The sequence below is a fragment of the Agromyces sp. Y782 genome (assembly GCF_059445405.1).
Genome location: NZ_JCAIUG010000002.1, coordinates 169,061 through 182,385, shown reverse-complemented (window position 1 = coordinate 182,385; position 13,325 = coordinate 169,061). Strand labels below are relative to the sequence as shown.

The following is a 13,325-nucleotide window of genomic DNA, read 5'->3' as shown; positions in this document are numbered from 1 at the left end:
GAGGGCGGTCGTTTTCGCGTTTGCGGGAGGGCCGAGCCGAAGGCCCGACCGGAGAACACCATGACGCGACTGCTCGCGACCCTGCTCGCCGCCGACGAACCTGGGCCCTTCGCGGTCCTGCGCCGCGAGAACGAACCTCGACTCGACGTGCTCATCGGCGACGTCGTCGACGTCGACCGACTCGCCGACATCCCGCTCGACGGCGCTGAGGTGCTCGCCCTCGTGCCGTTCCGCCAGGTGCGCGAGCGCGGTTTCGTCGCTCACGACGACGGGGCTCCCCTACGGTGCCTCGTCGTGCGTGAACGCGAGTCGATCGACGTGGATGAGGCCATCGGCATGCTGCCGGAGCATCCGCTCGCCGTCGACGGCCTCGCAGTCGACGTGAGCGATGTCGACTACGCCGCCCGAGTGCGCCGGGTGATCGATGAGGAGATCGGCCGGGGCGAAGGAGCGAATTTCGTGATTCGACGCGAGTTCGCGGGGCGCATCGGGGCACCGGCCGGCCGAGCCGTGCTCGGCTGGCTTCGTGCGCTGCTCGAGCACGAATCGGGTGCGTACTGGACGTTCGCGGTGCACACTCGCGGTCTTTCCGCAGTCGGTGCGACGCCCGAGCGGCACGTGAGCTCGATCGACGGGGTCGTGTCGATGAATCCGATCAGCGGCACCTTCCGCCACCTCAGCGGGCCGCCCTCCGACGACGAGCTCGCGGTGTTCCTCGATGACGTGAAAGAGCGCGAGGAGCTCGTCATGGTCGTCGACGAGGAACTGAAGATGATGAGCTCCATCTGTCCTGAAGGCGGGCGCATCCGAGGTCCGTTCCTGAAGCGGATGTCGCGGCTGACGCACACCGAGTACCTCCTCGAGGGGCGAAGCGACCTCGACCCGCGCGAGGTGCTGCGCCGCACGATGTTCGCCCCGACCGTGACGGGATCGCCGCTGGGCAACGCCTGCACGGTGATCGCACGCCACGAGGCGACGCCGCGGGGCTATTACGGGGGCGTCCTTGCCCGCTTCACGCCGACCGCAGGCGGGTACGACCTCGACGCACCCATCCTGATCCGCACCGCGTACGTCGACGGCGCCGGCGGGGTGCGCGTGCCGGTCGGTGCGACGCTCGTGCGGCATTCCGATCCCGACGGCGAGGTCGCGGAGACGCACGCGAAGGCAGCGGGCGTACTGACCGCGCTCGGCGCCGTCCCGCGCACCGGTGGGCCGATCGCGACGGTCGCAGCTGCCGAGGGCCGCGACGACGACCGCATCACCACCCTGCTCGCCGCTCGCAACGACCATCTCGCGCCGTTCTGGAGCACCCCGCAGGGCGCTCACCTCTCGCGCGGGGCCACTGCGCTCGTCATCGACGCCGGCGACGACTTCACGACGATGCTCGCGCACCAGTTGCGTCACCTCGGCGTCGCAGCACGGGTCGTGCCGTGGGGCGAGGCCGTGCCCGAAGCATCCGACGATCTCGTGGTCTTCGGACCGGGGCCGGGCGACCCGCGCGACCCCGACGACGTGCGCATCGCTCGCGTGCGTGAACTCATGGCCGGGCGGCTCGCGAGCGGGGCGCCGCTGCTCGCGGTGTGCCTCAGTCATCAGGTGCTCGCCGACCTCGCCGGTCTGCCGATCGAGCCGCTGGCCGCACCGCATCAGGGACTGCAGCTCACGGTCGATCTGTTCGGCGAGCCGGCGGCGATCGGCTTCTACAACACCTTCACGGCGTCGGCGCCGAACCGCTCGATCACCCCGCGACTCGAGCTCGAAGTGGCATCGGATGCCGCGACGGGTGTGGTGCACGCGCTCCGCGGTCCCGGCGTGGTCTCGGTACAGGGGCATCTCGAATCGGTGCTCTCGCCCGACGGGCTCAGCGTGCTCGAGCGGCTCCTCGACGGGCTGCTCGACGGGCTGCTCGCTCCCGACCGGGCCGGGCTCATCGAGGCCGGAGGTGCAGCCTGACCATGGGGATGTCGGGGTCGACCAGACCGGTGACATCCTGAATCGAGCGTTGCAGCATCGCCCATGCCTTGGGCCGATGCGCGGCGTACCGCAGCAGCAGCTCGCGACTCTCGTCGGGGTCCAGTAACTCCGCACGGGCGGGCACACGCCGCCGCCAGCCGATGCTCACACCGCAGCGCGGTTCGGCCGAGAGATTCCGGTACCACTGCGCGCGGGTACCGAACCCGGAGGCCACCACGACACGGTCGGATGCCTCGCGGTCGACGGCCTCGATCACGGCGAACCGCGCCTCGCCACTCGTTCGGCCGCGATGCTCGAGCAGCAGAAGCCGGCCGCCGAAGATGAATCCGAACCCGGCCGTGAAGAGCGGGATCGGCAGGCGCACTGCCCACCGTGTCGTGAGGAACTTCGCACCGAAATCCACGTTGCTTCGCCTCTCATGAGATGACGAGAGCCTCTCCGGCCGGATGATCCCGCACTGCGGCCGGTTCCGCAAGGCGTTGCCACGCCGGGTCGGGCGCGCTTGACTTGCCGTGACCGACCTGAGGAGGCGGATCACCGTGGATACCACTATCGTCTGGATCATCATCGGCATCGTCGTCGTGATCGTGATCATCGTCATCATCGTCATGGCAACGAATCGGCGGCGCCGAGAGGCCCACGCCGAGGCCGGGCGCAGGAAGGCCGCGGATCTGCGGCAGGGAGCCGCCGAGACGGATGCCGCTGCGCGGCAGCATGACGCGGATGCGGCGAGCGCAGCCGCCGCAGCGAAGCAGGCCGACGCCGAGGCTGCGCAGGCCCGTCTCGAATCGCAACGGCGCTCCGACGAGAGCGCCGACCGGCAGTCGGCAGCCGCCGACCTTCATGCCGAAGCCGACGATCGACTCCGCAAGGCCGACACGCTCGATCCCGACGTCGAGGTCGCAACCGACGAGGCCGGCAGGGCCACCGAAGCGAACGGCGCCGGCGACGATGGTCGGCGCGGAGGGGCACACCTGACGTGACCGCGCGTCGGACCCAGGCGAGGTCAGCTGTCGCTGACCCGCCCGGCTTCGACGTGCCAGCGGCGGTCGAGCCGAACGTTCTCGAGCATCCGTCGGTCGTGCGTGACGAGCAGCAGGGTGCCCTCGTAGGATTCGAGCGCTTCTTCGAGCTGCTCGATCGCGACGAGGTCGAGGTGGTTGGTCGGCTCGTCGAGGACGAGCACGTTGACACCGCGGGCCTGCAGTAGCGCGAGCCCGGCACGGGTGCGCTCGCCCGGCGAGAGCGCGTCGACGGGTCGGCGCACGTGGTCGGCCTTCAACCCGAACTTCGCGAGCAGGGTACGCACCTCGCCGGCTGAGTACTCGGGCACGAGGGCCTCGAAGGCATCCGCGAGTGCGGCCTCTCCTGTGAGCTGGGTGCGGGCCTGATCGATCTCGCCGATGGCGACGGATGCTCCGAGGCTCGCGCTGCCGGTATCCGCAGCGCGCCGGCCGAGCAGAAGCCCGAGGAGCGTCGACTTGCCCGCCCCGTTCGGGCCGGTGATGCCGATGCGCTCCCCCGCGTCGACCTGCAGCGAGACTGGGCCGAGCGTGAAGTCGCCCTGCATGACGACGGCCTCGTTCAGCGTCGAGACGACCGAGCTCGATCGCGGCGCCTGGCCGATCGTGAACTCGAGCTGCCACTCTTTGCGCGGCTCCTCGACCTCGTCGAGGCGCGCGATGCGGCTCTCCATCTGGCGCACCTTCTGCGCCTGCTTCTCGCTCGACTCGGTTGCGGCCTTGCGCCGGATCTTGTCGTTGTCGGGCGACTTCTTCATGGCGTTCCGCACACCCTGGCTCGACCACTCCCGTTGGGTGCGTGCGCGAGAGACGAGATCGGCCTTCTTCGACGCGAACTCCTCGTAGTCGTCGCGCTGCTGTCGTCGCGCCGTCGCGCGTTCTTCGAGGTAGGAGTCGTAGCCGCCGCCGTAGATGCGGTTCGAGTGCTGGGCGAGGTCGAGCTCGAGCACGCGCGTGACCGAGCGGGCGAGGAACTCGCGGTCATGGCTGACGAGCACCACCCCGCCGCGAATGCCGCGCACGAACGCCTCGAGCCGGTCGAGGCCGTCGAGGTCGAGGTCGTTCGTGGGCTCATCGAGCAGCACGAGGTCGAAGCGGGAGCACAGCAGTGCTGCGAGACCGACGCGCGCGGCCTGCCCGCCCGACAGCGACGTCATCAGCGAGTCCGCTGAGAGTTGGGCGTCGGCTCCGTCGAGGGTCAACCCGAGCTCTGCGAGCACGGCGGGCAAGCGCTCATCGAGGTCCGCAGCGCCCGATGCGAGCCATCGCTCGAGGGCGACCGAGTACTCATCGGCAGGGTCGGGGGCGCCGGGCGCCGGGGCATCCGTCGAACCCAGCGCGGTCGCTGCGGTATCAAGGCGAGCGGATGCCTCGGCTGCGCCCGTGCGTCGTGCGACGTAGGCGGCGACGGTCTCGCCGGGCACCCGCTCGTGTTCCTGGGGAAGCCAGCCGACGAAGGCGTCGGCCGGCGAGAGGTGCACAGATCCGGCCTGCGGTTCCAGCTCGCCCGCGAGGATGCGGAGCAGCGTCGACTTGCCCGCCCCATTCACCCCGACGATGCCGACGACATCGCCCGGAGCGACCGTCAGGTCGAGGTCTTCGAAGAGTGTTCGGTGGGCGTAGCCGCCGGCAAGGCCCTGAGCCACGAGTGTTGCAGTCACCGGTCAACTGTAGTCAGCCCGCGCTGCGAACTCACCGCGCGAGTCACCGCGACGCGCGCCACTCCTCGTCGAGGATCGCGTAGGTGCAGCCGTCGATCCAACCGAGCTCCGCATGCCACGAGTCCTGCACGCCGTGCTGCTCCCGCCGCATCCCGAGCTTCTCCATGATCTTCCACGAGGCGATGTTGTCGGCGAAGCAGCCCGCCGTCACCCGGCGCACGCCGAGCTCGCCGAACGCGAGGTCGAGCAGGGCCCGGGCGATCTCGGTGGCGTAGCCCTTTCCCGCATGCGCGGGATCGATCAGGTACCCGAGGCCCGCCTCGGCTCGGCGCCATGGCCCTTGGTCGACGTGCGACTGCCCCATGCCGTCGGTGATCCAGAGGGAACCGGTGCCGACGACTTGGCCGTCGATCAACGCCACGGCCGAGTGGTCGTTCGGGTCGTCGATGCCGCCGAGCCAGGTCGCACGGAACGCCTCGGGGTCGACCTCGGTTCGTATCAGCCACCGAGTGACCTCGGGGCGGTTGCGCCACACGAGAACCTGGTCGAGGTCGGCGCTCGTCGGAGGGCGGAGGATCAGTTGGCCCGCAGGGCGCGGCCACTGCACATCGGAGGTGGTCATGTCTCCTGCATAGCAGGCTCGAGGGCTACTTCAAGAGTCTGGACAGCACGCGGTCGGCAAGTGGCTTGCCGCCCGTCTGGCAGGTCGGGCAGTACTGGAACGTCGAGTCGGCGAAGATGACCTCGCGCACGGTGTCGCCGCACACCGGGCAGGCCTCGCCGGTGCGGCCGTGCACCTGCATGCGTGTGCGCTTGCCGTCTTTCAGCTCGTCTGGTCGTTTGCCGGATGCCCCCGCGACCGCCTCACCGAGCGTGGTGCGCATCGCGTCGTAGAGGCGCTCGACCTCGTCTGGTCTGAGCTTGGCGGCGAGCGCGTACGGGGACATGCGCGCGGTGTGCAGGATCTCGTCGGAGTAGGCGTTGCCGACTCCCGCGAACACCGACTGGTCGCGGAGAAGTCCTTTGATGCGGGTGCGTCGGTCGTGGAGGATCGCCGCGAAGTCGTCGAGGGAGAAGTCGGGTGCCGTCGGGTCGGGGCCGAGCCGCGCGATGCCGGGTACCTCGGCGGTGTCACGCACGACGTAGACGGCGAGCGACTTCTTCGTGCCGGCCTCGGTGAGGTCGAAGCCCGAGCCGTCGTCGAGCCGCACACGGAGCGCGATGGGCGACTTGCCGGGCTTGACGATCGTCTTCGGCACCTCGTCGTACCAGCGAAGCCAGCCGGCGCGCGCGAGATGGAACACCAGGTGCAGCCCGCCCGTGTCGAGGTCGAGGAACTTGCCGTGTCGATTCACCCGCTCGATACGTTCGCCACTGAGCGCCGACAGCGGCGGGTCGAAGGTCTTCAGCGCAGCGATGGCCGCCACCGAAGCCGACGAGACGGCTCGACCCACGGCGTGCTCGCGCAGGAATCCGGCGAGCGCTTCGACCTCTGGGAGCTCGGGCACACGACCATCCTGCACCCGGATGCCGACAACGGCACCCAGAAACCAACTCGACACCGGAGCTGTGACGCGCACAACGAGCGCGGCCGCAGCTATGGTCGACCCATGCGCACCGAAGAGAGCAACGGCACCAGGGTCCTGCACGTCCCTCATGAGGGGCCCGTCATCTCGACCCCCGACGATGCGGCCGATCTCGTGGGCGATGCCTGGGCGCACGCCGCCACGCTCGTCGCGGTGCCCGTCGAGCGCATCGATCCCGCGTTCTTCAAGCTCGGTTCGGGAATCGCGGGCGAGATCACACAGAAGTTCGTCAACTATCGACTCCGGCTCGCGATCATCGGTGACATCGCCGAGCATGTCGAGGCGAGCGACGCCCTGCGCGACTACGTCTGGGAGACGAACCGCGGCACGCAGGTCTGGTTTCTGCCCGACGGTGCTGCGCTCGACGAGAAACTCGGCCGACGCCACTGACCTCGTCACATCATTTCGAGCTGAAGTCGAGCATCGAGTCGGCGACCGCGATGACCGACCACGTGCCGCCCTCGGCATCGGTGAATTCGTAGGCCGGAACGACGAGCACGGCGCCGTCGGGTTGCCAGTGGCTCGCGAGACCGAGGCGCGCGCTGACGATCTCGACCTCGTTCACAGGCCAGGAGAGCGACGTGCCCTTCGTCGGGGTCACCGGCGGCTCGGTCGGAGGCAGCCACTCCTCTGCGACAGCCGGCTGCTCGCGCAGGGCGATCGGCAGGTTCGTCATCTGCGCACCGAACCGCGGGTCCGAGAGCCGCTCGAAGGCCAGCTGCTCGCTGACGATGGCGTAATCGCCCACCGTGACGAGGTCTGCGAGTGCACCGTTGACGGTGAGCACACCGCCCTCAGCCAGCTCGAGCGACCAGGCCTGGTCGAGGCGCTGCCCGTTGACGACGGGCCACGCCTGGCCGGTGCGCGTCACCGCCCCCTCCCAGGTCTCCGACGTGAACTCGAAGGTCTCAGGATCACGCCCCGCCGAAACGATGAACGAGCGGAGCGCATCGATCGCGGCCTCCTCGCTCGGAATCTCCCCCGCCGGTTCGCAGACGTCGTCGACGCACTGCCACGGATCGATGTGCGGGTTCCAGAACGAGAAGTTGAGCGCGCCATCGAGCCCGACCGTGAGGGAGGGACCGGTGCCGTCCTGAGTCCCGACCGTCCAGCCGCCGTTCTGCAGCACGGCCGTTCCTTCGATGCCGAGTGCGAGCGCGAGCGCCGTGACGGTCTCGGGGCTCAACGAGCCCTGCGCGTCGAAGGCGTACGCGGGCGCGGTGCCCTCGCCGCCCGAGAGCCCAGAGGCACTGAAGCTGTTACGCCCGAATCCGGAGGGGTACATCAGGTCGGTCGCCCCCGAACCCGCCATCTTCCGGCCATCGATGCCGATGGCCTCGGGCCCGGCGCCTTGCATCGCACCGTCCTGCACCGCCCCTTCCTGCATCGCATCGCCCTGCAATGAGATGGGCGGGGCGGCGGCCCCATCGGCGAGATTCGAAGCATCGCCGTTCGCCGCACCCAAGCCGTATCCGACGCTGCCGACGATTGCGATCGAGGCGGCAACGGCGGCGATCTGTAGCCACCGGGGGCGACGACGGGTACGCTCGACGGCCAGATCGGCCACCGCGGATGACCCATCCGTCGGCTCGGCCGTCGCACTCGCGACGACCTCGTCGGCGAAACCCGCTCGGGGTTCGACACCGGCAGCTGGGTCGGCCGCGCGCAGTCGCGAAATCGGGTCGAGCTCGTTGTCGTCGTTCATGTCGATCATCCTCCGTGCGTGCCGTTCACCTACGGATATGTGCGGCGCGACCCGAACCTTGCACGAGCCGTCAGAACGACATCCGTTCGCCCCATGCGTCCCGCAATCGTTTGCGGGCTCGGGAGAGCGCGGCATCCGCACCCGACCGGGAGATGCCGAGCACCTCGGCGAGCTCTGCTCCGTCGAGGCCTTCCCAGGCATGCAGGAGCAGAATCCGCCGGTCGCGCTCACCCACGCTCGCGAGCGCACCCCGGAGCTCGGCGTCGAACAGGGCACTCAACTCGGGGTCGTCGGCGACGCGCACCGCTCCCGACTCGGGCACCTCGTCGACCGGAAGGTCGATGCGCTTGCGGCGCTGGTTCGCGAGCGTGAAACCGGCCGTGCGGTAGAGCCACGGCAGCACGGCATCTCGGGGAACGTCATCGCGGCGACGCCAGGCGATCGCGAAGACGTCGGCGGCGAGATCTTCGGCATCCTGCCGCGGGCCACGACGGGCGAAGTAGCGCACGAGCGCCGTCGAATGCTCGCGAACGGTCTCGGTGAACCATGCCGCGTCTGCGTTCATCGCGGGTGGTTCCGATCGCTCGGGCATCGCCACCCCTCGGCCTCGTCGGCGCTTGCTGCGGTGCTGGCGATCCTCACGCCATGTCTATGTCGTGTCAGCCGCGAGTCTTGCACGGCCGCGGCGTATTCTCACGACATCACGACGCCGACCGCAGCGGAAGCTGCTCGCCGCCGGTCTGGCACGTCGGGCAGTACTGGGCCGTCGTGCTCGCGAACGAGAAGTCGCGGATCGTGCCGCCGCACACCGGGCACGTCTCCCCCGCGCGTCCGTGCACCTGCATCGACGCGACCTTCGCCGCCTTCAGTTGGTCGATCGGCACCCCGCGCTGCGCCGTGATCGCATTCCTGATGGTGCCGACCGTCGCCTCGAACAGGCGGTCGAGCTCGACGCCGGTCAGCGAGGCGGCGTGCACGACGGGCGAGATCTTCGCCGTGTGCAGGATTTCGTCGGAGTACGCGTTGCCGATGCCCGCGAGCGACTCCTGTTCCTGCAGCACTGCCTTCACCTGCTTGCGACGGCCGGCCACGGCCCGATCGAAATCCACTCGCGAGAATCCGGCATCGGCCGGGTCGGGGCCGAGTTTCGCGATCGCCGGCACTTCGGCCGGGTCGTCGACGACCCAGCAGCCGAGCGACACCCAGCCACCGGCATCCGTGAACTCGACGATCGTGCCGTCATCGAAGGTGAACACGACGAGGGCAGGCGGCGCTTCGGCGGCGGCATCGGATGCATCCGCCCCACTGCCTGCGTACCGCGCCCAGCCGTGCCGGCCGAGCGAGACGACCAGATGCTGCGAGCCGCCGAGAGCGATGTCGAGGTGCTTGCCGTGACGTGAGACGCCCGCCACTCGCTCGGCGACGAGCGACGACGGCGGTCGAGCTCGTGTCTTCGTCGCGCGGAACTCGACGACGTCGACGCCGCTGATCTCATGGCCACTCAGTCGGGAGTCGAGATCTTCGACGAGTGCCTGTACCTCGGGTGACTCTGGCATGACGTCAGCCTCGCACAACCCCCCACCACTGGGTAGCGTTCTCCCGGGTCACGATCGACGCGACGAACCATCGATGAGGGAGGTGGTTTGCGGTGTCATGTGGAGAGAAGGTCGAGCGGATGTCGCGGCCCCCGCATGCGACATCCGCTCTCTTCCCTCAGGCCTCACACGTCAGGAGGTGCGGCCTGGCCCTCGGTCCGCGTGACTGCTGCCCGGCCACCGGATCGGCGGTCGCGCTCGTCGTGGAGTTGCTCCGACGACGCCGCATCATGAAGACGAGACCGAGGATGATGACCGCCCCCGCGATCATCAGGATGTAGCCGACGAGATCGAGGTCGATCCAGTCGACGGTGATATTCAGCACGAAGGTGAGTACGGCGCCGATCGCCACGAGCAGAATGCCGAGTCTGATGCTCATGTCGTTGCCTATGGTCTTGCTCGATCGTCAGATCTACTTCGTGCCGTCCTTGAAGGCGTCCTTGACGTTCTCAGTCGCCTTCTTGGCGTCGGCCTTGACCTGGTCGGCCTTGCCCTCGGCCTCGAGCCGCTCGTTGTCGGTCATCTTGCCGATGCCCTCCTTTGCCTTGCCCGTCAGTCGTTCGGCAGTATTGCCGAGATCGTCCTTGGCGCTCATGGCGTCCTCCTCAGGAACAGGTGTCGCCGCACGCGTATCCTGCGCGTCGGTGTTTCCACGTTAGGCAGCCGTGCACGGGTCGACAACGGGTTGACAACGCGCCAGGCACCTCGTAAAGGCACACGTTCGCCACTTACGAGGTCACCAAGCTGACACGCATCGGCCGCGGCATTCTCGGTCCACTACATCGCCACCGACGGCGCAGCCGGGCGGTTCACCGCCGCGCCCGACCACCTCGGCAACGTGTTCACGAAGCTCGGCCTCTCGTCGAGGTCGGCCGCGACCGCGTACGCCTCTGAGGACGGGCCGATCGCGATCAGCGTCGCCGAGGCCCGTCGCTGCTTCGACGCTCTCGCCGTCACCGCAGGTTGACACCGGGGACCCCGGTCCCAGGAGTGCCCGACCGTGTCGGTGACGTCGACCTGGTCGATCCAGTTCTCGTCGACGCGATACTATGCCGGGTCACCCCGATCCGAGCGGAGTTTGCTCCGCATCGGCGATGACTCGGTCGATCCATTCGAACCGCGAGAGTTCAGCGATCGCCGCTGCCTCGAACCACCCCACTTCCGAGAGCTCATCGGCCTCGAGCGAGTCGGGGGTGCCGACGATGCGGCAGCGGTACGCAGTGGCGACGTACGCGACGATGTCGCCGTTGTCGTAGGTGTTCACGAGTTCGGGGCCGCCGTAGGCACCCAGGATCGAGAGGATCTCGACCTCGGTGCCGAGTTCCTCACGTACCTCGCGAATCAGGGCATCCCGTGGCTCCTCGAGCGGCTCGACGGCACCGCCGACGAAGCCCCAACGGTCGCCATCGACGTGCTTGGCGGGGAGATACTCACCGCGTTCGTTCGTGACGACCGCGGTGACGCCGGGAAGCATCAGGAGTTGGGTGCCGATCCGGCGACGGATCTCGGTGACGTACTCGGAGGCGGGCATGCGTCGAGGCTAGGACATCCGAAGTGCCCTGCGATACGCACATCCGGGTAGGCCGTGGAATGTCAGTGGTTACTGAGACACTCTCACTATGGAGACGATCGAACTGCGACAGACCCGGCACCTCGCCGTCGGCGACACGCTCGTGAACGCCTCCGGCAGCACATACGAGGTCACCAAGCTCACGCGCATCGGCCGCGGCATCCGAGTTCAGTACCTCTCCACCGACGGCGCGGCCGGGCGCTTCACCGCAGCGCCGGAAGCCGTCAGCCGGGTGCTCACTGCCCGTACGGGCGCTTCGACCCCGCACGTCGCCTGACGTCTGCTCAGACGTGTGCTGTGGATGGCAAGCGACGCCCGGTTGTATCGGATCATCGCCTGTGTCGGATCATCGGCCTGCGTCGGATCGTCGGCGACCGCCCATCTCGCCTGTCGCTCGCTGATCGACGCATCAGTCGAAGACCGGCGAGACGAACCGCCGCTCGTAGCGCCGGATGCACTTCGTCTCAACGGCGAACTGGATCGCCTCGACGCATTCCGGGTCGTCGGCGGCGGCCAGTCGGTATCGCTCGTAGTCGGCGAGCGAGGGGAAGGTGAACAGCGCGAATGCCTCATCACTGTCGCCCTCGCTCGGCAGGAAGTAACCGTGATGCACGCCGCCGAGCTTGTTGACCAGGCGGATCCAACGCTGGCCGTACTCACGGAATTCGGCGAGCTTGTCGGCGTCGATTTCGTATCGCAGGTGCACGGTGATCACGAGTTCGGCTCATTTCAGGTCGGGCGGGCTGTCGCGGCGCCCGTCATGGGAGGCCGCGCTCAGTTCAGATGGTCTCACGTGACGAACACCGACCCGCGTAACCTGAAGAATGGGCCGCGATTCGCGCGGACCGACGAAAGGCTCCCCGTGAACATCATCCTGCTTCGACGTTTCGTCGCAGTCGCCGAGGAGTTGCACTTCCCGCGTGCCGCAGACGCCCTCGACATCCCGCTCGCTTCGCTCTACTCGTCGATCGAGAAACTCGAAACCGAGGTCGGGCACCCGCTCTTCACCCGACACGGCGAAACCCAGCTGACCAAGGTCGGAGTCCTCTTCCTCGACGAGGCCAGGGCGGAGCTCGCCACGGCCCCCGTTGCCGCCGAGGCACCCGTGGTGAGGGCCGGCGGCAAGGCGAAGGCCTCGAAGGGCAAGGGCCGTGCCCCCATCGTGAAGGGACAGCCGAAGCCGTACAAGAGACGTCAGGGGCGCTGACCCGAAAGGCCACCGGGGAACCGTAGCGTCGAATCCGGAACAGGCGGCACGGCGGTCAATGCCGTGCTCCGTCACGCGAACTTCGGGCGCAGCTCCTCGCGGATCCCGTCGAAGGTGTCCGGTGTCACCTTCCAGCGCGACAAGTCGGTGTCCTCAAGAATGATTTCGTACTCGCCCGCAGTTCGGTCGAACTGGACGAGGAGCTTCGAGAAGCGTGCGTATACCGGTGCGCTCTTCGACGGTCGACCGCTCGAACGCGCCCACGAGGCGGAGCGATGGCGCGTGACCCTTGCCGCCGAATCACCGCTGCAGCGGCATCCATTCGGCGATCACCGCGACGGCGCAGTCCATGCTGAACCGTACGACGGGCGGAGGTGCAAGTCGAGGAGCGAGGCAGCGCGGTGCGCGCGGCCTCGGGGATGCGGGACGTCCGGGGCGGCTGGGCTCACACGTAGATCGCGACGAGCTTGTCGAGGGATTCCTCGAGGCCCTTCTTCGAGAGCGCGAGCTGCTCGGGGTCGATGTAGCCGAGTTCGGTGACGGTGAGTCGAGTCGCGTCGTCGCCGATCGACTCGAACGTGATGACGTGCCGCACGTCGCGCGGGATGCCCGCGGCCCCGATGGTCGCGGGGTCGATCGTGGCGCCGTGCTCGTCGGCGATGTTGTGGATGAACTCGATGCGGTGCGGTGCGTCGACGAGCGTGTACGCCCAGGTGCTGTACAGCGCCGGGAATCCCCAGTCGGGGGCGCTCATGCACACGAGGGACGTGCCGCCGACGCGCACGTCGAGCTCGGCGACCGTGCAGGTGAAGCCGTTCGGGCCCCACCAGCGAAGCACGCGGTCGGGTTCGGTCCACGACTTCCAGGCCGCCTCGATGGGGGCGGGGATGTCGCGGCTCACGACGAGATCGTGCGTCTCGTGCTGGGTCGTGTCGTTCATCGTGGCTCCTCCGCTGCAGGCCGCCGCCGCGGCATCTGTTTCACTTCGATGATCGAAGCGTAGGT

At 68.4% G+C, this 13,325-nt stretch carries 18 protein-coding genes; 6 read left to right on the top strand and 12 right to left on the bottom strand.

The features are described 5' to 3' along the window. Nucleotides 1–60: 60 nt before the first annotated feature. Nucleotides 61–1,953: an anthranilate synthase family protein gene (locus AC1C2S_RS15115; RefSeq protein WP_495353434.1), complete on the top strand. Its 1,893-nt coding sequence runs from the start codon at nt 61–63 to the stop codon at nt 1,951–1,953. Here the strand turns inward: AC1C2S_RS15115 and AC1C2S_RS15110 are convergent. Then, nucleotides 1,928–2,377, bottom strand: a complete 450-nt coding sequence (locus AC1C2S_RS15110) for a nitroreductase family deazaflavin-dependent oxidoreductase (RefSeq protein ID WP_495353433.1) — start codon at nt 2,375–2,377, stop codon at nt 1,928–1,930. The genes AC1C2S_RS15115 and AC1C2S_RS15110 overlap by 26 nt on opposite strands. Before the next feature lie 136 nt (nt 2,378–2,513). Between AC1C2S_RS15110 and AC1C2S_RS15105 the strand changes: the two genes are divergently transcribed. Further along, a complete protein-coding gene (locus AC1C2S_RS15105) occupies nt 2,514–2,957 on the top strand; it encodes a hypothetical protein (RefSeq protein WP_495353432.1) in 444 nt (147 codons plus the stop codon). Nucleotides 2,958–2,980: 23 nt separating this feature from the next. Here the strand turns inward: AC1C2S_RS15105 and AC1C2S_RS15100 are convergent, their stop codons facing one another. The 3 genes from AC1C2S_RS15100 to AC1C2S_RS15090 are packed head-to-tail and all read right to left on the bottom strand — an operon-like array spanning nt 2,981 to nt 6,165. Beyond that, nucleotides 2,981–4,657 (bottom strand): ABC-F family ATP-binding cassette domain-containing protein, encoded by a 1,677-nt coding sequence (locus AC1C2S_RS15100; RefSeq protein ID WP_495353431.1) that lies wholly within the window; start codon nt 4,655–4,657, stop codon nt 2,981–2,983. Nucleotides 4,658–4,700: 43 nt separating this feature from the next. Beyond that, nucleotides 4,701–5,279 (bottom strand): GNAT family N-acetyltransferase, encoded by a 579-nt coding sequence (locus tag AC1C2S_RS15095; protein WP_495353430.1) that lies wholly within the window; start codon nt 5,277–5,279, stop codon nt 4,701–4,703. 25 nt (nt 5,280–5,304) lie between these two features. Then, nucleotides 5,305–6,165, bottom strand: a complete 861-nt coding sequence (locus AC1C2S_RS15090) for an Fpg/Nei family DNA glycosylase (protein WP_495353429.1) — start codon at nt 6,163–6,165, stop codon at nt 5,305–5,307. 102 nt (nt 6,166–6,267) lie between these two features. Here AC1C2S_RS15090 and AC1C2S_RS15085 point away from each other — a divergent pair, with 102 nt between their 5' ends. Then, a complete protein-coding gene (locus tag AC1C2S_RS15085) occupies nt 6,268–6,633 on the top strand; it encodes a DUF4180 domain-containing protein (protein ID WP_495353428.1) in 366 nt (121 codons plus the stop codon). Nucleotides 6,634–6,643: 10 nt separating this feature from the next. On the opposite strand, the gene AC1C2S_RS15080 is transcribed toward AC1C2S_RS15085, so the two are convergent. The 5 genes from AC1C2S_RS15080 to AC1C2S_RS15060 form a co-directional block, all read right to left on the bottom strand. Then, nucleotides 6,644–7,948 carry a hypothetical protein gene (locus AC1C2S_RS15080; protein ID WP_495353427.1) on the bottom strand — a complete coding sequence of 435 codons (1,305 nt, stop codon included), beginning with the start codon at nt 7,946–7,948 and terminating at the stop codon, nt 6,644–6,646. Between the two features lie 70 nt (nt 7,949–8,018). Then, the gene (locus AC1C2S_RS15075; protein ID WP_495353426.1) at nt 8,019–8,540 is read right to left on the bottom strand and encodes an RNA polymerase sigma factor; all 522 of its coding nucleotides are present in this window, start codon (nt 8,538–8,540) and stop codon (nt 8,019–8,021) included. A gap of 109 nt (nt 8,541–8,649) precedes the next feature. Next, the gene (locus tag AC1C2S_RS15070; RefSeq protein WP_495353425.1) at nt 8,650–9,504 is read right to left on the bottom strand and encodes a DNA-formamidopyrimidine glycosylase family protein; all 855 of its coding nucleotides are present in this window, start codon (nt 9,502–9,504) and stop codon (nt 8,650–8,652) included. 157 nt (nt 9,505–9,661) lie between these two features. Beyond that, nucleotides 9,662–9,922, bottom strand: a complete 261-nt coding sequence (locus tag AC1C2S_RS15065) for a DUF6458 family protein (protein ID WP_495353424.1) — start codon at nt 9,920–9,922, stop codon at nt 9,662–9,664. 33 nt (nt 9,923–9,955) lie between these two features. Further along, nucleotides 9,956–10,138 (bottom strand): CsbD family protein, encoded by a 183-nt coding sequence (locus AC1C2S_RS15060; RefSeq protein WP_495353423.1) that lies wholly within the window; start codon nt 10,136–10,138, stop codon nt 9,956–9,958. Nucleotides 10,139–10,381: 243 nt separating this feature from the next. Between AC1C2S_RS15060 and AC1C2S_RS15055 the strand changes: the two genes are divergently transcribed. Then, entirely contained in the window at nt 10,382–10,510 is a 129-nt protein-coding gene (locus tag AC1C2S_RS15055; RefSeq protein WP_495353422.1) for a hypothetical protein, read from the top strand. Between the two features lie 90 nt (nt 10,511–10,600). On the opposite strand, the gene AC1C2S_RS15050 is transcribed toward AC1C2S_RS15055, so the two are convergent. Then, nucleotides 10,601–11,074 carry an NUDIX domain-containing protein gene (locus tag AC1C2S_RS15050; protein ID WP_495353421.1) on the bottom strand — a complete coding sequence of 158 codons (474 nt, stop codon included), beginning with the start codon at nt 11,072–11,074 and terminating at the stop codon, nt 10,601–10,603. A gap of 88 nt (nt 11,075–11,162) precedes the next feature. On the opposite strand from AC1C2S_RS15050, the gene AC1C2S_RS15045 reads away from it, so the two are divergent. Continuing rightward, nucleotides 11,163–11,390 carry a hypothetical protein gene (locus AC1C2S_RS15045; RefSeq protein ID WP_495353420.1) on the top strand — a complete coding sequence of 76 codons (228 nt, stop codon included), beginning with the start codon at nt 11,163–11,165 and terminating at the stop codon, nt 11,388–11,390. A gap of 132 nt (nt 11,391–11,522) precedes the next feature. Here the strand turns inward: AC1C2S_RS15045 and AC1C2S_RS15040 are convergent, their stop codons facing one another. Continuing rightward, nucleotides 11,523–11,828, bottom strand: coding sequence for an NIPSNAP family protein (locus AC1C2S_RS15040; protein WP_495353419.1), 306 nt, complete (start codon nt 11,826–11,828; stop codon nt 11,523–11,525). A gap of 147 nt (nt 11,829–11,975) precedes the next feature. Here AC1C2S_RS15040 and AC1C2S_RS15035 point away from each other — a divergent pair, with 147 nt between their 5' ends. Further along, nucleotides 11,976–12,320, top strand: coding sequence for a LysR family transcriptional regulator (locus AC1C2S_RS15035; RefSeq protein ID WP_495353418.1), 345 nt, complete (start codon nt 11,976–11,978; stop codon nt 12,318–12,320). 445 nt (nt 12,321–12,765) lie between these two features. Here the strand turns inward: AC1C2S_RS15035 and AC1C2S_RS15030 are convergent, their stop codons facing one another. Then, nucleotides 12,766–13,260, bottom strand: a complete 495-nt coding sequence (locus tag AC1C2S_RS15030; RefSeq protein WP_495353417.1) for an SRPBCC family protein — start codon at nt 13,258–13,260, stop codon at nt 12,766–12,768. Nucleotides 13,261–13,325: the final 65 nt, after the last annotated feature.